Origin of the sequence: Flavobacterium enshiense (genome assembly GCF_040750275.1) — a bacterium.
Taxonomy (GTDB): domain Bacteria; phylum Bacteroidota; class Bacteroidia; order Flavobacteriales; family Flavobacteriaceae; genus Flavobacterium; species Flavobacterium enshiense_B.
In genome coordinates, this window is the sequence record NZ_JBDOCV010000002.1 from 39,162 (window position 1) to 58,538 (window position 19,377).

Annotated in this window: 21 protein-coding genes; 11 read left to right on the forward strand and 10 right to left on the reverse strand. The window is 34.4% G+C overall.

Features of this window, described 5'->3' with window-relative positions; all coding sequences use genetic code 11:
* The first annotated feature begins 24 nt into the window (after positions 1 to 24).
* The 5 genes from ABGT15_RS02885 (at position 25) to ABGT15_RS02905 (ending at position 5,834) form a co-directional block, all read left to right on the forward strand.
* The gene (locus tag ABGT15_RS02885; protein ID WP_367229914.1) at positions 25 to 2,355 is read left to right on the forward strand and encodes an ATP-dependent helicase; all 2,331 of its coding nucleotides are present in this window, start codon (positions 25 to 27) and stop codon (positions 2,353 to 2,355) included.
* Positions 2,356 to 2,359: 4 nt separating this feature from the next.
* Positions 2,360 to 2,974 (forward strand): hypothetical protein, encoded by a 615-nt coding sequence (locus ABGT15_RS02890; RefSeq protein ID WP_367229915.1) that lies wholly within the window; start codon positions 2,360 to 2,362, stop codon positions 2,972 to 2,974.
* 41 nt (positions 2,975 to 3,015) lie between these two features.
* Positions 3,016 to 3,636: an L-threonylcarbamoyladenylate synthase gene (locus ABGT15_RS02895; protein ID WP_367229916.1), complete on the forward strand. Its 621-nt coding sequence runs from the start codon at positions 3,016 to 3,018 to the stop codon at positions 3,634 to 3,636.
* 99 nt (positions 3,637 to 3,735) lie between these two features.
* Positions 3,736 to 5,121, forward strand: coding sequence for a sensor histidine kinase (locus tag ABGT15_RS02900; RefSeq protein ID WP_367229917.1), 1,386 nt, complete (start codon positions 3,736 to 3,738; stop codon positions 5,119 to 5,121).
* A gap of 5 nt (positions 5,122 to 5,126) precedes the next feature.
* Complete coding sequence (locus ABGT15_RS02905) at positions 5,127 to 5,834, forward strand: LytR/AlgR family response regulator transcription factor (protein ID WP_367229918.1); 708 nt, start codon at positions 5,127 to 5,129, stop codon at positions 5,832 to 5,834.
* Positions 5,835 to 5,902: 68 nt separating this feature from the next.
* Here ABGT15_RS02905 and ABGT15_RS02910 read toward each other — a convergent pair whose 3' ends face one another.
* The 3 genes from ABGT15_RS02910 to ABGT15_RS02920 form a co-directional block, all read right to left on the reverse strand.
* A complete protein-coding gene (locus ABGT15_RS02910; RefSeq protein ID WP_367229919.1) occupies positions 5,903 to 6,736 on the reverse strand; it encodes an OmpA/MotB family protein in 834 nt (277 codons plus the stop codon).
* A gap of 77 nt (positions 6,737 to 6,813) precedes the next feature.
* On the reverse strand, positions 6,814 to 7,806 hold the full coding sequence (locus ABGT15_RS02915) for a glycosyltransferase family 2 protein (protein WP_367229920.1): 993 nt from the start codon (positions 7,804 to 7,806) through the stop codon (positions 6,814 to 6,816).
* Entirely contained in the window at positions 7,803 to 8,288 is a 486-nt protein-coding gene (locus ABGT15_RS02920) for a type I restriction enzyme HsdR N-terminal domain-containing protein (RefSeq protein ID WP_367229921.1), read from the reverse strand. Before ABGT15_RS02920 ends, ABGT15_RS02915 begins: the two co-directional genes overlap by 4 nt.
* A gap of 52 nt (positions 8,289 to 8,340) precedes the next feature.
* On the opposite strand from ABGT15_RS02920, the gene holA reads away from it, so the two are divergent.
* The 3 genes from holA (at position 8,341) to ABGT15_RS02935 (ending at position 10,055) form a co-directional block, all read left to right on the forward strand.
* Positions 8,341 to 9,345, forward strand: coding sequence for a DNA polymerase III subunit delta (holA, locus tag ABGT15_RS02925; protein ID WP_367229922.1), 1,005 nt, complete (start codon positions 8,341 to 8,343; stop codon positions 9,343 to 9,345).
* Positions 9,346 to 9,376: 31 nt separating this feature from the next.
* Positions 9,377 to 9,805 carry a hypothetical protein gene (locus ABGT15_RS02930; RefSeq protein ID WP_367229923.1) on the forward strand — a complete coding sequence of 143 codons (429 nt, stop codon included), beginning with the start codon at positions 9,377 to 9,379 and terminating at the stop codon, positions 9,803 to 9,805.
* Positions 9,806 to 9,878: 73 nt separating this feature from the next.
* On the forward strand, positions 9,879 to 10,055 hold the full coding sequence (locus ABGT15_RS02935; RefSeq protein WP_367230457.1) for a CAL67264 family membrane protein: 177 nt from the start codon (positions 9,879 to 9,881) through the stop codon (positions 10,053 to 10,055).
* Between the two features lie 69 nt (positions 10,056 to 10,124).
* Here ABGT15_RS02935 and ABGT15_RS02940 read toward each other — a convergent pair whose 3' ends face one another.
* From ABGT15_RS02940 to ABGT15_RS02965, 6 genes are all read right to left on the reverse strand, one after another.
* On the reverse strand, positions 10,125 to 10,331 hold the full coding sequence (locus tag ABGT15_RS02940) for a helix-turn-helix domain-containing protein (protein ID WP_367229924.1): 207 nt from the start codon (positions 10,329 to 10,331) through the stop codon (positions 10,125 to 10,127).
* A 3-nt stretch (positions 10,332 to 10,334) separates the two neighbouring features.
* Positions 10,335 to 10,871 carry a DUF2975 domain-containing protein gene (locus ABGT15_RS02945; RefSeq protein ID WP_367229925.1) on the reverse strand — a complete coding sequence of 179 codons (537 nt, stop codon included), beginning with the start codon at positions 10,869 to 10,871 and terminating at the stop codon, positions 10,335 to 10,337.
* A gap of 167 nt (positions 10,872 to 11,038) precedes the next feature.
* A complete protein-coding gene (locus ABGT15_RS02950) occupies positions 11,039 to 12,565 on the reverse strand; it encodes a carboxypeptidase-like regulatory domain-containing protein (RefSeq protein ID WP_367229926.1) in 1,527 nt (508 codons plus the stop codon).
* A 114-nt stretch (positions 12,566 to 12,679) separates the two neighbouring features.
* Complete coding sequence (locus ABGT15_RS02955; RefSeq protein ID WP_367229927.1) at positions 12,680 to 13,063, reverse strand: DUF2809 domain-containing protein; 384 nt, start codon at positions 13,061 to 13,063, stop codon at positions 12,680 to 12,682.
* Between the two features lie 208 nt (positions 13,064 to 13,271).
* Complete coding sequence (locus tag ABGT15_RS02960) at positions 13,272 to 13,637, reverse strand: hypothetical protein (protein WP_367229928.1); 366 nt, start codon at positions 13,635 to 13,637, stop codon at positions 13,272 to 13,274.
* 22 nt (positions 13,638 to 13,659) lie between these two features.
* Positions 13,660 to 13,965, reverse strand: a complete 306-nt coding sequence (locus ABGT15_RS02965; RefSeq protein ID WP_367229929.1) for a hypothetical protein — start codon at positions 13,963 to 13,965, stop codon at positions 13,660 to 13,662.
* Positions 13,966 to 14,060: 95 nt separating this feature from the next.
* Between ABGT15_RS02965 and ABGT15_RS02970 the strand changes: the two genes are divergently transcribed.
* Positions 14,061 to 14,879 carry an oxygenase MpaB family protein gene (locus tag ABGT15_RS02970; protein WP_367229930.1) on the forward strand — a complete coding sequence of 273 codons (819 nt, stop codon included), beginning with the start codon at positions 14,061 to 14,063 and terminating at the stop codon, positions 14,877 to 14,879.
* 45 nt (positions 14,880 to 14,924) lie between these two features.
* On the opposite strand, the gene ABGT15_RS02975 is transcribed toward ABGT15_RS02970, so the two are convergent.
* Positions 14,925 to 15,125 (reverse strand): hypothetical protein, encoded by a 201-nt coding sequence (locus ABGT15_RS02975; protein ID WP_367229931.1) that lies wholly within the window; start codon positions 15,123 to 15,125, stop codon positions 14,925 to 14,927.
* Between the two features lie 168 nt (positions 15,126 to 15,293).
* Here ABGT15_RS02975 and ettA point away from each other — a divergent pair, with 168 nt between their 5' ends.
* Both ettA and ABGT15_RS02985 read left to right on the forward strand, forming a co-directional pair.
* The gene (gene ettA / locus ABGT15_RS02980) at positions 15,294 to 16,985 is read left to right on the forward strand and encodes an energy-dependent translational throttle protein EttA (RefSeq protein ID WP_367229932.1); all 1,692 of its coding nucleotides are present in this window, start codon (positions 15,294 to 15,296) and stop codon (positions 16,983 to 16,985) included.
* 118 nt (positions 16,986 to 17,103) lie between these two features.
* On the forward strand, positions 17,104 to 19,341 hold the full coding sequence (locus ABGT15_RS02985; protein WP_367229933.1) for a tetratricopeptide repeat-containing hybrid sensor histidine kinase/response regulator: 2,238 nt from the start codon (positions 17,104 to 17,106) through the stop codon (positions 19,339 to 19,341).
* Positions 19,342 to 19,377: the final 36 nt, after the last annotated feature.

Genomic DNA, 19,377 nt, shown 5'->3' on the forward strand with positions numbered 1-19,377 from the left:
TTACGAGTGGCGACAAAAGATCAAATGCAGCAGATAATCAACCAACTTAATGAGGCACAGCGAGCTCCGGTTTTACAGAAAGACGGTCCAATGATTGTAATAGCGGGAGCCGGTTCCGGAAAAACCCGAGTGTTAACCGTTCGTATTGCCAATTTAATTCACTTAGGTGTCGATGCTTTCAATATCCTTTCGTTAACCTTTACCAACAAGGCAGCTAGGGAAATGAAAAAGCGTATCACCGATATCGTAGGCGCAGAAGCCAAAAACCTTTGGATGGGAACTTTTCACTCGGTATTTGCTAAAATTTTACGAATAGAGGCCGATAAACTAGGCTATCCGAGTAACTTCACGATTTATGATTCGCAGGATTCCGTGCGTTTGATTGGTCAGATTATTAAGGAAATGCAGCTGGATAAAGATATTTACAAACCAAAACAAGTGTTTGGCAGAATTTCCTCGTATAAAAACAGTTTAATTACAGTAAAAGCCTATTTCAACAATCCGGAATTACAGGAAGCCGATGCGATGAGTAAAAAGCCGCGTATGGGCGAGATTTATCAGCAGTATGTGGAGCGTTGTTTTAAATCCGGTGCGATGGATTTTGATGATTTGCTGTTGAAAACCAACGAATTGTTAAACCGTTTTCCTGATGTTTTGGCGAAATACCAAGACCGTTTCCGTTATATATTGGTGGATGAGTATCAGGATACGAACCATTCTCAGTATCTGATTGTTAGGGCTTTATCAGATAGATTTCAAAATATTTGTGTCGTTGGAGATGATGCGCAGAGTATTTATGCCTTCCGGGGTGCGAACATCAACAACATTCTGAATTTCCAGAAAGATTACGAAGGGGTTCAAACCTATCGTTTGGAGCAGAATTACCGTTCGACCAAAAATATTGTTGAAGCGGCCAATACCATCATCGACAAGAATAAAACCAAGTTAGACAAAGTGGTTTGGACAGCCAATGATTTCGGTCCGAAAATTAAAATCCACCGCAGTTTAACCGATGGAGAAGAAGGTCGTTTCGTTGCCGCTACTATTTTCGAAGAGAAGATGCAGCACCAAATGATGAACGGACAATTTGCGATTTTATACCGAACGAATGCACAGTCCCGAGCGATGGAAGATGCGTTGCGCAAGCGTGATATTCCGTATCGTATTTATGGGGGATTGTCGTTTTATCAGCGTAAGGAGATTAAAGACGTTTTGTGTTACCTGCGTTTGGTAATCAATCCGAAAGATGAAGAAGCATTAATCCGGGTTATCAATTATCCGGCAAGAGGAATTGGTAATTCAACCATTGAAAAGCTTACTGTAGCAGCGAATCATTACAAACGTTCCATTTTTGAAGTGATGGAACATATCGATAAAATCGACTTAAAACTGAATTCCGGAACTAAAAGCAAGTTGCAGGATTTCGTTACGATGGTTAAAAGTTTTCAGATTATTAATGAGAATCAGGATGCTTTATATTTAACGGATCATGTTACCAAGAAAACCGGTTTAATTCAGGAACTCAAAAAAGACGGAACTCCGGAAGGTATTGCCCGAATCGAAAATATCGAGGTTTTAATGGGCGGTATCAAAGATTTCATCGAAGGCCAGAAAGAAGTAGACGGAGCCCGTGGTGCTTTATCAGAATTTTTGGAAGACGTAGCTCTGGCAACCGATTTGGATAACGATACCGGAGACGACGACCGTGTAGCTTTGATGACCATTCACCTGGCAAAAGGTTTGGAATTTCCAACCGTTTTTATTGTTGGAATGGAGGAAGATTTGTTCCCAAGTGCGATGAGTATGAATACCCGAAGCGAATTGGAAGAAGAACGACGTTTGTTTTACGTAGCCTTAACCCGCGCGGAACATCAGGCGTATTTAACGTATGCGCAATCCCGTTACCGCTGGGGAAAACTGGTAGACAGTGAGCCGTCTCGTTTTATTGAAGAAATTGATCCACAGTATTTAGAATATTTAACCCCGGTAGAAACGAATTACCGTTACAAACCGATGATTAATGCGGATATTTTCGGCGATGTGGACAAATCGAAATTGCGATTGTCAAAACCTGTTGCCGGAACCCCGCCGAAATATATAACTGATAATGAGCCTAAGCCAAGTTTAGATATCAGAAGATTAAAACCGGTTTCGGGATCATCTCCAAGCAATAAAACGAATTTGTTTGACAGTAGTTTAGCCGTTGGCAATGTTGTAATGCACGAACGCTTCGGTAAAGGTCAGATTTTAAACTTAGAAGGAGCAGGGGCCGATAAAAAAGCCGAAATTAAATTCGAGGTAGGCGGTATTAAGAAGTTGTTGTTGCGGTTTGCTAAGTTGGATGTGATAGGTTAATTTCATGAAAAGAAAGCCTAAAGTGAATCTAACACGAAAGAAAAAAATTGAAGAACGTAATTATAGGATTTTTATAGGCTTTGCAATAGCTAATGTGATTTACTGGATTTTCTTTGAACCTTTGATATTTGGAAAAGATATCCGATACGATATTTATGTGTTTTGGATTCCAATGTTATTAGGAATTATTTCTTGTTCCATATTAAATGTTTTTGAATTTAGCTGGAGGGAGTTGTTTTCAGACCTTAAAAAAGAAAAGAACATTTTTTGGATACTTTTTTATCCGATTTTCTTTTTACTGATGCATATGGTTTTTTCATATATGATTTTTGGTTTTGCAAGTAGAGTTCTTTGGAACACAATTAACGAAATAGAATCTGAAAAGAATAAAATAGAAATATTTCATTTGCCTGTCGAAGAATTTAGAAAAGCCAGTAGCAGAAGTAGTGATAAAATCTATTTTAAGTTTAAAAATAATCTGGAGTCCATTCCTGTTGATGAGGAAGTAATAAAACCATATCTTAACGCAAATCCTGATGATTATACTATTGTTTTAGGAGTAAGAAAGGGGATATGGAATCATTATCTATTTGAAAGTTGGGATTTAGAAAAGGATTAATTATAATTTTCAAGTATCTTTATAGAACATACTCATAATTTATGGCACAATTCATCAAAATATACCCGGAAAATCCTAACGAAAAAGAAATCGCTAAAGTAGTGAAAGTACTTCGTGATGGAGGTTTAATCATTTATCCGACCGATACGGTTTATGGTTTGGGGTGCGATATCACCAATACTAAAGCCTTGGAACGCATTGCCAAAATAAAAGGCGTGAAGTTAGAGAAAGCAAACTTTTCCTTTGTTTGTTGTGATTTAAGTCATATTTCAGATTATGTGAAACAAATTGAAACTTCCACATTTAAGATTCTTAAAAGAGCCTTACCTGGACCGTATACTTTCATCTTGCCGGGAAACAACAATCTGCCGAAGGAATTTAAAAAGAAAACTACGGTTGGTATTCGTGTGCCTGATAACGAAATCGCTTTAGAAATCGTTCGTCAGTTGGGAAACCCAATTGTATCAACTTCCATTCATGATGACGATGAGGTGTTGGAATATACTACCGATCCGGAACTAATTTTCGAAAAATGGCAGAATCTGGTTGATTTGGTAATTGATGGTGGCTATGGAGATAATCATGCGTCAACCATTATCGATTTATCCGAGGGTGAACCTGTAGTGATTCGTGAAGGGAAAGGGAGTTTGGATATACTGTAATTTGCCATTCACTTTTAAAATAATACCATTCACTATGCTTGTTTTTTTAATTCATTCGAATCCTATGAATTTTGAAATGAATTATTAAACTAAAGTGTTATGAAATTATTTAAAAATTTTATCTTTCTCACGGTTACGCCATTAATTTTGTTTGTAATTACTTCATTGTTAATTACCCAATCTTTGGATGATTTGAAAAGTGGTTATGTAAATATTACAGTAACGGGTCTTTTCGCTATTGTTAATTTTGTTTTCATATATGTATATGAGAATCATTTGAGGAAGAAATACAATATCTACAAGAGTATTTCTATTTCCATTTTCCTGATTTTGGTACTTGTTTTCAGTTTTAGTCAACTGATAATGAGTTTGTTTCATAGTGAAACGAATGTTAAGGTTTCCGTTTTTCAGGCAATCCTGTTCGTTGGTATTTTTTTGTTTGAAATTGCAATTTTAAAAGTTTACAAAAAGAACATCGAAGGAGTTACTATTGAGTTTAAGGAAAAGCCGGTAGTTTATGTTAAACTCATTGGAGGGTTAGTTTTGTTTTTGACAGTTTTTCTAATCATTTTGTTAAGTGATTCTTTTAATGGTAATTTTATTTTTGCACAAATCATTGAGCTATTCAGGCAGATAGGGAGTTATGTTTTGGTAAATGTTGTAATCTGTTTCATGACGTTATACTGTTTAAGTAAAATTCAAGCTGTAAATAAAAACGTATTACTGATTACGATGTTGTCCACATTCTTTCAGGTGCTCATTAATGCTGCAGTATTGCACTTTGTGTTCAAAACATTTCATTTTGCAACTTTTCATAGTTTTTTCTTATCCTTATTTTTAAATGGTTTGGTTGTGGGACTAATCCTTTACAGAAAAAATATTTTTGAAAAAGAACAGCAGATTGAAGCACTCACTTTTTCAAATTCTCAAAAAGAAGCGGATTATCGAGTACTTAAAAATCAAATTAATCCTCATTTCCTTTTCAATAACCTGAATACATTAATTTCGTTTATAGAATCTGATCCTGAGAAAGCCGTAGCCTTTGGTCATCATTTATCTAATGTTTATCGCCATTATCTTAAAAAGCAGGAAGCAGATTTCGTATTGTTAAATGAAGAATTAGATTTTTTAGCGGAATATTTGGCTATCTATAAGGCTAAATTCGACAACGGAATTAAGTATAACATAGTTAAAAATAACTCGGATCAATATTATGTGGTTTCTAATTGCTTACAGGAATTGATCGACAATATTTTTAAACATAATGTTTCTGATAATGAGAATGTGTTGGAAATTTCCATTAAAGTTGAAAGAGAAAGTTTGTTTATCATTAATTCAGTTATTAAAAATAGTAATGTGATTACAAACGGTTTAGGTTTGGAAAATATCAAAAAAAGATATTTATATTTAACCAACAAGGAAGTAAGAATAAAAGAGGATTCTCAAATTTTTTCAGTAGAATTGCCTTTATTTAAAATGGAATAGTAAAAATGACAGCTTTAATCATAGAAGATGAAATCCCGGCATCGATTCGTATGCGAAGAATTTTAGAATCGAAAGATTTTGTTGTTGTTGAACAAATCCAATCGGTTCGAAAAGCAGTTAGTTGGTTTGAAACCAATTCGCATCCGGAAGTGGTTTTTATGGACATTAAATTGTCTGACGGTGATGCCTTTTCAATTTTCGATAAGGTGAAAATTAAGTCTAAAATTGTCTTCACAACCGCTTACGATGAATTTGCTCTGAAAGCCTTCGAAAATAAGGGAATTGCTTATCTTTTAAAGCCCATTGACGAGAAAAAACTGGATGTTTTATTAGCGACATTGGAGTATCATAAGTCCGTTTTCAACATAAATGACTCTAAGATTACCGATAATAAAAGCTATTTGATGGTAAGTTTTGGCAGTACATTAAAGAAAATCGACATTGATGATATCATGAGTTTTTACAGTGCCGACAATGCAACTTTTATACTGTCGAAAGAGAAAAGAAGTTATAGTATTCCAAAATCATTAGAAAAATTAGAAGGTGAATTGAATACGGAACTGTTTTACAGAATTAACAGAAGTGTAATGGTTAACCGGAATTATGTTGAAGAAGTTAAAAACCATCTTGTAATCATGAAAGAAAAGAATTTGGATTTGGATTTAAAAATCAGCAGAAACCGCCAAAACGGATTTAAAGAATGGTACAAATAAAAAAAACGCCTTGAAAATTTTTCAAGGCGTTTCTTATATCTAATAATCTAACAATCTAATAATCAAGATTACTTACTCAAACCTTTCATTTCCTTCTCAATCATATCATAGAACTGATCGATTTTAGGCATAATGATGATACGGGTTCTTCTGTTTTTTGCTCTGTTTGCAGGCGAATCGTTATCCACTAACGGAATATATGAACTTCTTCCCGCCGGAATTAATTGTTTCGGATTTACGCCCAAATCTTTATAAAGTACTCTAACGATAGAAGTAGCTCTTTTAACCGATAAATCCCAGTTGTCTAATAATACTGCATTTTTAATAGGCACGTTGTCGGTATGACCTTCCACCATGCATTCAAAATCAGGCTTGCTGTTAATTACTTTAGCTACTTTGCTTAAAACTCCTTTAGCGCGGTCGCTCACTTCATAACTTCCGGATTTGAACAATAAGTTATCCGCAATGGAAATCATGACCACACCTTTTTCCACATTGATATTAATGTCCGGATCGTCGATACCCACTTCGCGTTTTAAACTGGTAACCAAAGCCAAGGTAACACTGTCTTTTTTGGTTAAAGCATCTTGTAAGCGGGAAATTTTCAAATCTTTTTCTCTTAAACTCTCTAAAGATTTTTCCAGGTTTTCCGCACCTTTTGTGGTTAAAACAGTCATTTCCTTAGAGCTGTTAATCAAATCAGAATTGTTTTTTTTAAGATATTCGTTTTGATTGTTTAGCGCTTCTTTTTCCGTCAAACAAGTATTCAGTTTAACAGTGCAAGTATTCAGTAAATCCTGAATTTCTTTGTTTTTGGCTTCTAAATCGGCAATTTTCTTTTTGGTTCCGCATGATGTTAATGTGATTGCTGCGGCAGATAGGACAATAAATAATCTTCTCATGATTAATGATTTTAACAATGAATTACAAAGGTATTAAGTTCTCTAAGGGCTTAAAAGTTTAAAACGATAAACTAATGTTAAAAATTAACATCAAAAATCTTACCGCTTTTTACGAAGTAACGATAAACAATGGAATTTATTTTAAAGTAGTTTTGCTTCTGATTGATATCTCTTTTATCTAAAAACTTGAAAATGTGATAGTAAAAGTCAAAATGGGAAGTTAAAATAGCCCACAAATGTTTTGGTTTACCCTGTGTTAAAAAACGAAATCCGGCAATTCCATCCAGAACTAAGCGGATAAACAGCACAGGAAAAAGTTGTCCTTTCGGAAGGTTTTTCAGCATCATCCAAAGTGAATTCCGGAAATTCAGATAGGTTTTTTTAGGGTTTCCGGCTTCTAAAGTAGCACCGCCAACGTGATATACTGTTGAGGTTCCGCAATATTTAGCAATGTAGCCTTTGTTAAAAGCACGCCAGCACAAATCAATTTCTTCCTGATGGGCGAAGAAATCCGAGTCGAAACCGTTCAATTCACGATAAACATCTTTTCGAATAAAAAAGCACGCACCGGAAGCCCAGAAAATTGGAGTGACATCATTGTATTGACCGTTGTCTTTTTCTAGAGTATCAAAAATTCTCCCGCGACAGAAAGGGAAAGCGTATTTGTCGATAAAACCACCGCCGGCACCGGCATATTCAAAGTATTCCTTGTTTTTGTAATCAAGAATTTTTGGTTGAATAATAGACGTTTCAGCTTCGTTTTCAAATAACGAAAGTATCGGTAGCAGCCAGTTTTCAGTTACTTCAATATCAGAATTAACTAAGGCATAAATTTCTTCTTCCACAAACTGCAACGCTTCATTGTACCCTTTAGCGTAACCAAAATTTCCTTTGTTTTCGATAATCTTTACGGATGGAAAATGTTCTTTTGTATAAGCTATAGAACTATCAGTCGAAGCATTATCGGCAACATAAACAGTTGCTTCCTTAGAATATTGAATAACGGAAGGTAAGAACTGCTCTAACAGTTTAACACCATTCCAATTTAATATGACTACCGCTATTTTCATTCGTCATTGCGAGTTTGCGAAGCAATCTCATTTGTATTTGATTTGTAATTTGGAAGTTCTCTCAGAAAATAATACTGTTCTTTTTCGAAATCCATTTGGCAAAAATAATGATTTAGGCCGTTGGTTACCATTAAATATTCCGATTCCAGTACCATGTTGTACCGCGCAATCTGATCGAAAGTGTTTTGTGAGATAGCAACTTCAGGTGCTTTGCATTCAATCAAAAGGAATAATTTCCCGTTTGGCTGAAAAACAACAACGTCGTATCGCTTGGTTAAACCGTTAACTTTAATGGATTTTTCTACGTTGATATACGATTTCGAGTATTTTTTTTCGATAAGAAGAAACTGAACGACGTGCTGTCTTACCCATTCTTCCGGAGTAAGCACCACAAACTTTTTACGGATTTCGTCAAAAATAAAGACTTTATTTTCGCTATTTTTGAACCGAAACGAATAAGTAGGGAAATTCAGTTTTTGCATGAAACAAAAATAAGTATTTCATTGAAACTGCCAACTGCAACCGAATATTGAAATGGACGAGATACTAAGAATCATAAAAGACATACAAGCCGGAAACATCAAGCCAATTTATTTTTTAATGGGGGAAGAGCCTTATTATATTGATAAGTTGGCGGAATATATCGAAGACAATATTTTACAGGAACACGAGCGCGATTTCAATCAGACGGTTTTGTATGGGCGCGATGTTTCGATTGAAGAAGTAATCGGTAATGCAAAGCGTTTTCCGATGATGGCCGATCGTCAGGTGGTGATAGTAAAAGAAGCACAGGAATTATCCCGAACCATTGATAAACTGGAATCGTATGCCGAAAACCCTCAGCCTACAACGGTTTTGGTTTTCTGTTATAAATATAAAACACTGGATAAACGTAAAAAAGTCACAAAAGTTTTAGAAAAAAACGGCTTGGTTTATGAAAGTAAAAAGTTGTATGAAAACCAGGTAGGAACTTGGTTGACAAGAGTTTTGCAAGGAAAGAAATTAACTATCGAACCGAAAGCATCGGCAATGTTTGTTGACTTTTTAGGAACCGATTTAAGCCGAATAGCGAACGAAATCGACAAATTGGCCATTATTCTTAAACCCGGCGACACCATAACACCTGCCATTATTGAGGAGAATATTGGCTTCAGTAAAGATTTTAACCCGTTTGAATTGCGTAAAGCCATCGGAGAAAGAAATCAGTTGAAAGCCTATCAGATAGCAGATCATTTCGCTAAAAACCCTAAAGACAATCCAATTGTATTGACTATAGGTTTAGTATTCAGTTTTTTTTCACAACTATTGCAATATCATGGTCTGAAAGATAAAAGTCCTGGAAACGCGGCTAAAGTCCTGAAAGTAAATCCATTCTTTTTAAAGGATTACGATGTAGCGCTTAAAAATTATCCTATGAAAAAAGTAAGTGCTATTGTAGGAACTCTACGAGATATAGACGTGAAAAGTAAAGGGGTAGGTGCCAATAATATTGACCAATCGGATTTATTAAAAGAGATGTTAGTGAAAATTTTTAATTAAATTAGACAAGCTAACCAAAAAATAAAGAATTATGAATCCAATGTTACGAAATGTATTGGCAGTGATTGCCGGTGTAATAATAGGAAGTCTGGTAAACGGTTTTCTTATTAATATTAGCGGGAAAGTCATTCCACCACCTGAAGGTGCCGATGTTACAACTATGGAAGGATTGAAAGCTTCCATTCATCTTTTTGAACCCAAGCATTTTTTATTTCCTTTTCTGGCGCATGCACTGGGAACATTAGTGGGGGCATTTGCCGCAGCTAAACTTGCCGCAACTCATAAAATGCGTATTGCAGTTGGAGTAGGTTTTCTTTTTCTTTTAGCGGGAATAGCCAATTGTTTTATACTTCCGGCTCCAATGTGGTTTATGGCTGTTGATGTAATTGCTGCATACCTTCCAATGGGCTATTTAGGCGGGAAGTTGGCTATAGGCGCCGTAAAGAATTCGGAATCTTAATGTTAAGAAATTTTCGAAAAACAATTAAAATCCCGACATTTGCACACCTCAAATAAAAAATGAATCCAAAATGATGAATAAAAACACAGTATTAGGGTGGGCAACATTAATTATGATTATCATGGGTATTTTAATCGTTGGCTTGGCAGTTTATCGTTATGATGATGTTGCCGGCTGGGGATTTGGAGCCGTAGGTATTGGTTTTTTTGCCATTGCCTGGGTTTTTAATGCCTTGAAAGGAAGAGTGTAAGTAAGCTTAGTATAACAAAAAGCCGAATCGCTAAGATTCGGCTTTTTTTGTTTCAATCAATTTGTAATTTTATTTTTCTACAAATTCCAGAATATCTCCAGGCTGACAATCCAGAACTTTGCATATTGCTTCCAATGTACTGAAGCGTATAGCTTTTGCTTTGCCGGTTTTTAGAATGGAGAGATTCGATAATGTCAAATCTACTTTTTCAGAAAGTTCGTTTAAGGACATCTTTCTTTTGGCCATCATTACATCTAAGTTTACTACTATCGGCATAACTTATACAGTTAAATCATTTTCGTTTTGCAATTCAATTCCTTTTTTGAAGATAATCGCAATGATGTAAATAATCGCGGCCATCAAAATAAAAGCCTGACTGTCTTCCCAAAATTGATTTAAATTTTCAGTTGCCATGCCATGATGTGCTACGGTTTTTGCAGATTGTCTGGCTACGTGACTGAAAAGACCAATTGAAAGCGTGTAGTAGCTGATATGTAAAATTTGTTTAGAGGCAAAATCACTAAAAGGCTTAGATAAATCAATGTTGCTTACAAGTTTAATTACTACATAAAATAGAACAGCTTTTAAAATGGAAATGACTAATATGAAGCTGTACATACTAAAAAATGCCCATTTATGTTGTTTGTACATTTCACTCAAGTCTAGTTTTTGATAAAGGTTTTGGACAAATTCGGGATTATATATGCTAAATATAAAGTTGACTATTAGTCCCCCAGCTTCAATACACAAGCCTATAAAAATAATCCATGCAATTACTATTAAAACTTTAAACAGGAAATCGTTTGTCTTTGACATAATTGTTTAATTTGAAATTACGATGTAAAAATAATAAATATTTATTGAAAAACAATAAATAAATAATAATATTTAATAAATTTGTGTTACCATTGGATTTTATATCAGTTGAATGATGAAATTAACCATTAAGTATAAAAAAGCCGAATCTTTGATTCGGCTTAAAATTAATAATCATTAGGGACACGATATTGTTTCATCGCTTCCAAAGGCTCAAGTGAAACATGATTTTCCCAAACGGAAGGATCATAGCGTTTGAGTTGAATGTAATCGAAATCCGTTTCTTTGAAGGAGGTAAAACTGTCGTCGGAAATCTCAGATTTGGAGATGTTCAATACTTCCGTTTTGGTAATGGAATTTCCTTCCACTTTAATATCCAAAGCCACTACATCTTTTTCTTCGTTTGTCAGTTCAATGAATTTTAAGGGTCTGTTTACGTAGAAATATTGTCCGTTTTCTTCATAAGCGTAATGCAAGTCATAATTTTTGTTTTGAGTGTTCTTTTTAAAAATTATAGTTCCTTTACTTAAATTTTCAGACGCTTTGACACCTAATAATAATTTTAAATTAAAGCCACTGACTTTTTTACCTTCAGCCAATTCGTAGTGGCATTTTACTACGGCATAATCCGACTCGTTTATATAAAGTGTCCCGTTATAAATACCTTTGCTTTTTCTGGGTTTGAATTTTATAACGTAAATGTTTTCGTTGTCGGTGTCATCATAAACGGTTCTTTCTAAGCTATACGAATATAATTTCGAATCTGTAATAAAATCGAGTTTCTTGCTGTTAAATTGTTGTTCAGCCAGAAAGAATTGAATTTTATTTTTACTGTTTGTAGTTTTATTTACAACGGTTTTATTTTTTTTCTGATTGTACTTTTTGTTTAAAGTAACGGTGTCCCGAGAACCGAAAAGGCCACTTTTAATACGATAAAATTTTGTGGTGTCGAGGTGTTTTAACAGCATTTTTGTTCCCACTTCCTCCATATCATCTAGGGTAGCAGCACTTCCGTCTCCTTTAATGTTGGTCGCTTTAACTACTTCCAATTTGGGATAAAAATGCGCTTTATTGTCTTTAGTCAGCATTTTGCCATAGTAATAGTTGCATAGCATGTCTTTAAATTCCTGTGCCGGACGACTGATGAGTTTGTCTGAAAACTTTTTTAAATCTGCATTTACTTCCTTTAACTGATTTTTACTGTAACCTGTTGATTTTGTAATATCGAGTTCTAACTTGGATGGTTTTAAGGTTTCAGATTCCCTAAAAAACAGTTTACTTTTGCTAGTATTTCCGCTCTTTTTGTAATTGTCTTTCAGCCTATTGTTTACCTCTGCAATAATCTGATATGGATCTGGTTTTTTATTACTGATAGTTAAGTTGTCCAATTCAAAACTGGCCGGAGCAAGTTTAATAGTTAGGTTTTGTTTTTTCAGTTCGGAAAAAGTGAGTTGTTGGCTTATGTAACCGATGAATGAAATCTTTAAGATGCTGGATTCTTCCATTCCTTTTTCACTGAAATTGAAGTAACCCTCATCGTTGGAAATTAAATCTGTGGTACCATTAATTTTAATGTTAGCATAGGGAAGAGGTTCATTGCTTTGTGAATCGGTTATTCTTGCGGTAACGTTTTGCGCGAAAGACGAAAGAGAAGCCGTAATCAGCAGTAAAATAAAGGACAATTTAGTTTTCATATGTTATGTTGGTAAGTAATTATAAGGCAGAATGATAAAATACATTATTATGCTGACTTAGTAGCGCAAACATACGAAATAACTTATCTGCAAATAAAGTTTATTATATTTTATTTAAGAAATTTCTTTAAAAATAAATTTTCTTTTTTCCAATAGTAATAAGATAAAAAAACCAACGGTATAAGCTATAATATCCAACCATTCGAAAGAACTGCCTAAGACGATTTTTGCTATTTTATTCTTTTCCAGTCCAAGTTTTGTAACAAAATTAAAATATTGCAGCATTTCAATAAAATAGGAGAACACCAAAACAGCAACTGCGGCATTAAACACAGGAATTTTAAAAAACGATTTTACAAAACAATAAATCAGTATGACAACCAACACATCACCTAGATAAGGTCTGATAAAATCATCATGAATGTATAAAGCGATAAGTATTTCAATGACGAAAAGCAGGAAAGTAAGTGCTAAATAATTTTTGTTAATGGTTACCATATTTTTATTTAAATTGTATAAAACTTCTTAAATTATTAGTGTAATTTTTTGGTACGAGAAACTGATGGTTCCGATTTTATTTTCTGTTTTCTTCAAAATAATACCGATTCAGATTTACTATTTCGTTCGGTATTTATAAATATTCTCCTAATTATTGATTTTTAGTTAAAATGAAGTTCATGGTTAAATTTGGAAAGTGATAATTATGTTAACCATGAATCTTTACCCACTCCACAACGCTATCGTTAGACATTTTAATTACCAAGGTTTTGATTTGAAAAGGTAACAAGCCAATATGTTTCTGGCTTATTCTGTAAAAAAGATGATTATTGTCAATTCGGTCTGGCTTTCCTAATAATTGAATGATTCCTGTTTTGTTTAGTTTTTTTAAAGTATCACTAGCTATAAGGTTAGGAATCATTTTTTCCCTGTAATTATAATCTTCTCCTTTTTCTAGCCACTTTTGTCTTTCAAAAACAATTTGATTGGTATTCTTATTCGAATCCGCTTTGGTTTCTTTTCCGCATCCAAAACAGGTTATAATAAGAAGCGGTATTAAAAGTCTGATTTTCATAAATTGTTAAATTGAATTGTGTTTATGATCCGCTTATAGGAGAGCCAAAAATACCAACTGCCATTTCAATCCAGATTATAATCAATGCTAGCAGAATAATTCCCAATAGAAGTATGCGATAGTTGAAGTCTTTTACTTTTTGTAAAACTAATTCACAAGTGAGTCCTGTGCCTAACAGAAGGATCCCTGCTATAAGGAAATCTGAGGCACTCCAGTTTACTTCGCTGCTAAACTGCATTGCAATTAAAGGAATCAATAGTAAAATTGCCACTACAGAAAGGATTCCCACCAGTCTTTTGTTTTCCACAATGTTAAATGAATTGTTCATTTTTTGATGATTTAAGTTAATGATTATTATTGGTTTACAAAATATTATTCTAATTAAGAATGATTGTTTGTTAGGCAAATATATAAAACTTTGAAATGCAAAGTACTTTTTATTTGAAAATTATTTGTAATTTGGTCAAAAATCATTTTAAACATATGGGATTATTTGTTGCACAAAACTCGATTGTTAGGAAGATATGGGGTAAGAGTGATACGGTACTGTTTATTTTTGCTGGAGCCTCAGCGGAATTTGCTCTCAATAAAGCGGTAGATTGGCTTTACTTTACGGGAAAGTTACCTTCAGACCCTTTGGGGCGATTGTTTTCGACAGTAGGTTATGCGAGAAAAATTGTTTTTGCATCGACAGATGAGGCTAATAAGGCTATTGATATGATGCGCCATATTCACAATACTGTAGAACAAAACCGCGGCACTTCTATTCCGGATTGGGCATACCGTGATGTGTTGTTTATGCTGATACATTATTCCATAGCAGCTTTTGAATTGCTCGAAAGAAAACTAACAGCCGATGAAAAGGAAGAAGTTTACAATGTTTTTTATCGTGTTGGAATAAGGATGGGGTTAAAAGAATTGCCTAAAACACATATTGAATGGATTCCGGTAAGAAATCAACATTTAATTGATAATCTGCAAAAGAGCCACTACACAACAGATCTTTTCAGGCAGTATAAAAAACATTTGGGGATAATCAGATATAAAGTTTTGATAGAAGGCCAAAAATTAGTTGTACCTCAGAAAGTTAGCGAATTGATGAATTTTGGCAGTATTTCGTTTATTGGGCTTATAATACCAATGTATAAGTTAAGTAGGGCTGTGAAATTGGATAGCCTGATTAAAAGCATTTTATTACCTTCGGCATATAAAGCTCAGATAAAAGAATTGGATGTTTCTTGAACACGGATTGGAATTAAATTAGTAACAAATTACAATAGAAAAAGGCTATCGTTTAATTCTTTTAAAATATGCCGATTCTGTATTGCCTTTTTGCTTTAACCAAATAGGATTGCCATAGCCGTCAAATTTTCCATAATACATAGAACCAAATAATCCGGTGGTAAGAGGTGAAGTTCCAAAATTTCCGGTTAGATAATAATTTCCGGAAGTATCAGTGGTCATTGAGGTAATTGTATTGTTTTTCATGTGTTTTTCTGATAAAATAGTTTTTATTTATATAAAAAATATTAATGTATATAATTTTATAAAACAAAGATTAGGCACCTGTATTTTGGGTGATTATTTTGGAACCTAATTATGCGTATATTTGTACGCTTTAGTAAAAAAGAGTTATAAACGACAAATAGTTATAATATGTCTGATGATAAGAAAGTGATATTTTCCATGTCACGCGTGAGTAAAACCTACTCATCCACAAACAAACAGGTTTTAAAAGATATTTATCTGAGTTTCTTCTATGGTGCCAAAATCGGTATCTTAGGTTTGAATGGTTCTGGTAAATCGTCTTTATTAAAAATCATTGCCGGTGTAGATAAGAATTATCAGGGTGATGTAGTTTTTGCTCCAGGCTACACAGTTGGTTATTTAGAACAAGAGCCACAATTGGACGAAAACAAAACCGTTATTGAAATTGTTCGTGAAGGAGTTGCAGAAACTATGGCAATTTTAGACGAGTTCAACAAAATCAACGACATGTTCGGACTTCCTGAAGTATACGAGGATGCCGATAAGATGCAAAAATTGATGGACCGTCAAGCGGATTTGCAAGACAAAATTGACGCAGCCGGAGCCTGGGAAATAGATACTAAATTAGAAATTGCAATGGATGCTTTGCGTTGTCCGGATGCTGATACACCAATTAAAGTATTATCAGGAGGAGAGCGTCGTCGCGTTGCTTTATGCCGTTTGTTATTACAACAGCCGGATGTCTTGTTATTAGACGAGCCTACTAACCACTTGGACGCAGAATCGGTACATTGGTTAGAGCAGCATTTGCAACAATATCAGGGAACCATTATCGCAGTAACGCACGACCGTTATTTCTTAGATAACGTAGCGGGTTGGATTTTAGAGTTAGACCGTGGTGAAGGTATTCCGTGGAAAGGAAATTATTCGTCTTGGTTAGACCAGAAATCGAAACGTATGGAGCAGGAAGAGAAAGTAGCTTCCAAGCGTCGTAAAACATTAGAACGTGAGTTAGATTGGGTAAGACAAGGAGCGAAGGGCCGTCAGACGAAACAAAAAGCACGTCTTCAAAATTACGACCGTTTGTTAAACGAAGATCAGAAAGAGCTTGACGAAAAATTAGAATTGTATATCCCGAATGGTCCACGTTTGGGAACCAATGTAATTGATGCTAAAAATGTTGCCAAAGCTTATGGCGATAAAATTTTGTACGATAACTTAAACTTTACGTTGCCACAAGCAGGTATTGTTGGTATTATTGGTCCAAACGGTGCGGGTAAAACTACCATCTTTAAAATGATTATGGATGAGTTACAGCCGGACAACGGAGAATTTGCAACCGGAGAAACGGTAAAAATCGCTTATGTAGATCAAACACACTCTAATATCGATCCTAATAAATCTATCTGGGAAAACTTCTGTGATGGTCAGGAATTGATTATGATGGGAGGTCGTCAGGTAAACTCAAGAGCGTATTTGTCCCGTTTCAATTTTGGAGGAAGTGATCAGAATAAGAAAGTAAACACATTGTCTGGAGGGGAGCGTAACCGTTTGCACTTAGCAATGACTTTAAAAGAAGAAGGAAACGTATTGTTGTTAGATGAGCCAACAAATGATTTGGATATCAATACATTGCGAGCTTTGGAAGAAGGTCTTGAAAATTTCGCGGGTTGTGCCGTTGTAATTTCTCACGACCGTTGGTTTTTAGATAGAATATGTACGCATATTCTTGCGTTTGAAGGCGATTCACAAGTGTACTTTTTCGAAGGAGGTTTCTCCGATTACGAAGAGAATAGAAAGAAACGTTTGGGAGATGTAGCGCCTACACGTTTGAAATACAAGAAGTTAATAAGAAATTAGTATTTAAAGCGTCCCAATCCAGGGACGCTTTTTTTTAACAAAATACTTCATTTATTTTATTTTTTTTCATTGTATTGTAAAATGTCTTTTATAAATTGTGCTGTTATAAAAAGAGTAAATGATAAAGGATATTGTTAAAATACTAACACTGTTTTTTCTGTTTGGTTTTCAATTGGCAGCCGCCCATGATAAGCCATTGCAGGAAAAAGAAATTTCCAGATTAATAGGGAAAGCAGGTAGTCATTTAATGAACCTTGAATGCTCTCAATCACTAAAAGTTGCGCAAGAGGCACTTACCGAAGCCCACAAAATCAAGAATAATTTACTTATTGCCAAATCCTATAATCTGATAGGACTTAACTTCGAAGAGTTCTCTGATTATCAGAAAGCTATTGAGTTTTACAGTAAAGGGCTTGAATACGCTAATAAAACGTCTAATGATACCATAAAAGATTACCTCTATAACAACCTTGGAAATGTGTATGCATACCGAAGAGTCAACTTCCGAAAGGGAATAGAGAGTTATAAAAAAGCACTGTTTTATTCCCAGAAAATAAACTATGCTTATGAAATCATGTACACCAATTTAAACATTGCCTGTGCCTATTTCGCAATAGAGGACTATAAAAACGGTTTGCCTTTTCTGAAGGCTGCTGAAATTTATGTGAATAAAAGTGACGAGTTGGAAGCCAGAATATCTTTGAATTCCTTGTTTGGCTCTTATTATACGTCCGCTGGTGAATTTGAAAAAGCTAAAGCACATTTTAAAGTGGCACTACAGCTTTGCAATGAAGACAAGCCTGAGTTACTTGAAACCAATGCAGTTGAGGTTTATGACGATGTCTCCCGTTTTTATTCCAAAATAGGGGATTATAAAAATGCTTATTTATATCTGGAGAAATACAATGTCTTAAAAGACAAACTTTACAATGATAATCGCTCTAACAGTACAAAATTAGCCGGAAGTGATGTTGAGTTGAAAGATTATCAGCTTCAAATCAATAAGATAGAGTTGGAGCGGGATAAATACGAAAAATCACTTAAACAGTCTAAGGCAATAGTTGTTCTGTTCATAATAATTTTTATTGTTATTGGATTGTATGCCTATGCACTTTACAAAAATAACAAACGACGCGTACAATATAACCGCGAATTAAAAAAAGCAAACGAGGAGTTGTTATTAGCAAAAGAGGCTGCCGAAGAAGCGTCCAGATTGAAGTCACAATTTATTTCTACAATAAGTCACGAATTACGAACTCCTTTGTATGGTGTAGTGGGAATTACCAATATTCTTATTGATGAACATAAAGAACTGGCCAAAAGTAACTACATAAAATCGCTTAAGTTTTCAGCCAAATATTTGCTGTCATTAGTTAACGATATTCTTCAGGTGTACAAAATCGAAGAGAATAAAATTACATTGGAAGATTCTGTTTTTAATTTATCTGATGAGTTAAATTCTATTATAGACAGTTTGCAGTTCATGGCGGTTAAAAACAATAATGAACTTGTGTTAGACATCGATGAGAATATACCGGAATACCTTATTGGGGATAAAGTGCGTTTGTCTCAGGTTTTTATGAATTTAGCCAGCAATTCTTTAAAATTCACGACAGCAGGTGAAGTTAAAATAAAGGCAAAACTTATCCGAAATGAAGGCACTTTGAGTTTTATCCGGTTTGAGGTAGTCGATAACGGAATTGGAATCAAGAAAGAAGATCAGGAGCGTATTTTTGAAAAATTTGTGCAGATAGAACGCCGGGAAGACGACTATCAGGGAACCGGTTTAGGGTTATCTATTGTTAAAAAGCTGTTGCACCTTTTTGGCAGTGATATTGAAATATGCAGTGAGGTTAATAAAGGAACTAAAATGTCTTTTATTATAGGTTTTGATACAGACGAAATTAAACGCATAGATGTGCTTAAAAACGTTGAAGTAGATTTTTCAGAAGAGCATACCTATAAAATTCTGGTAGTTGAGGATAACAAGATTAATCAGATAGTGACTAAAAAATTCCTGGATGTGCGTCATTTTGAAAGCACAATTGTTGATGATGGCTATAAGGCACTGGAATTATTGGAAACAGAAACTTTTGATGTGATTTTAATGGACATCAACATGCCTATAATTAACGGATTTGAAACCTCTAAACTTATCCGCGAAAAAGGAATTACGACGCCTATAATTGCTTTAACAGCTTTTAATGTTCAGGAAATTGAAAATCAGATTAAGGAATCGGAAATTAATGATATTATTATTAAGCCTTTTCAGCCAAATCAGCTTTATAAATTAATCGTAAACCTGAGCAATAAAAATGAAATGATTCAGAAAATTGCAGAAAAACGTCTGAATTAAGATCATAAAAAAACGGATCAATTACTTTTTGTAATT

Coding starts and splice junctions, on each gene's coding strand:
- ABGT15_RS02885 (WP_367229914.1), top strand. CDS start 25: ATGCAGCAGATAATCAACCAACTTAATGAGGCACAGCGAGCTCCGGTT.
- ABGT15_RS02890 (WP_367229915.1), top strand. CDS start 2,360: ATGAAAAGAAAGCCTAAAGTGAATCTAACACGAAAGAAAAAAATTGAA.
- ABGT15_RS02895 (WP_367229916.1), top strand. CDS start 3,016: ATGGCACAATTCATCAAAATATACCCGGAAAATCCTAACGAAAAAGAA.
- ABGT15_RS02900 (WP_367229917.1), top strand. CDS start 3,736: ATGAAATTATTTAAAAATTTTATCTTTCTCACGGTTACGCCATTAATT.
- ABGT15_RS02905 (WP_367229918.1), top strand. CDS start 5,127: ATGACAGCTTTAATCATAGAAGATGAAATCCCGGCATCGATTCGTATG.
- ABGT15_RS02910 (WP_367229919.1), bottom strand. CDS start 6,736: ATGAGAAGATTATTTATTGTCCTATCTGCCGCAGCAATCACATTAACA.
- ABGT15_RS02915 (WP_367229920.1), bottom strand. CDS start 7,806: ATGAAAATAGCGGTAGTCATATTAAATTGGAATGGTGTTAAACTGTTA.
- ABGT15_RS02920 (WP_367229921.1), bottom strand. CDS start 8,288: ATGCAAAAACTGAATTTCCCTACTTATTCGTTTCGGTTCAAAAATAGC.
- holA (WP_367229922.1), top strand. CDS start 8,341: ATGGACGAGATACTAAGAATCATAAAAGACATACAAGCCGGAAACATC.
- ABGT15_RS02930 (WP_367229923.1), top strand. CDS start 9,377: ATGAATCCAATGTTACGAAATGTATTGGCAGTGATTGCCGGTGTAATA.
- ABGT15_RS02935 (WP_367230457.1), top strand. CDS start 9,879: ATGAATAAAAACACAGTATTAGGGTGGGCAACATTAATTATGATTATC.
- ABGT15_RS02940 (WP_367229924.1), bottom strand. CDS start 10,331: ATGCCGATAGTAGTAAACTTAGATGTAATGATGGCCAAAAGAAAGATG.
- ABGT15_RS02945 (WP_367229925.1), bottom strand. CDS start 10,871: ATGTCAAAGACAAACGATTTCCTGTTTAAAGTTTTAATAGTAATTGCA.
- ABGT15_RS02950 (WP_367229926.1), bottom strand. CDS start 12,565: ATGAAAACTAAATTGTCCTTTATTTTACTGCTGATTACGGCTTCTCTT.
- ABGT15_RS02955 (WP_367229927.1), bottom strand. CDS start 13,063: ATGGTAACCATTAACAAAAATTATTTAGCACTTACTTTCCTGCTTTTC.
- ABGT15_RS02960 (WP_367229928.1), bottom strand. CDS start 13,637: ATGAAAATCAGACTTTTAATACCGCTTCTTATTATAACCTGTTTTGGA.
- ABGT15_RS02965 (WP_367229929.1), bottom strand. CDS start 13,965: ATGAACAATTCATTTAACATTGTGGAAAACAAAAGACTGGTGGGAATC.
- ABGT15_RS02970 (WP_367229930.1), top strand. CDS start 14,061: ATGCAAAGTACTTTTTATTTGAAAATTATTTGTAATTTGGTCAAAAAT.
- ABGT15_RS02975 (WP_367229931.1), bottom strand. CDS start 15,125: ATGAAAAACAATACAATTACCTCAATGACCACTGATACTTCCGGAAAT.
- ettA (WP_367229932.1), top strand. CDS start 15,294: ATGTCTGATGATAAGAAAGTGATATTTTCCATGTCACGCGTGAGTAAA.
- ABGT15_RS02985 (WP_367229933.1), top strand. CDS start 17,104: ATGATAAAGGATATTGTTAAAATACTAACACTGTTTTTTCTGTTTGGT.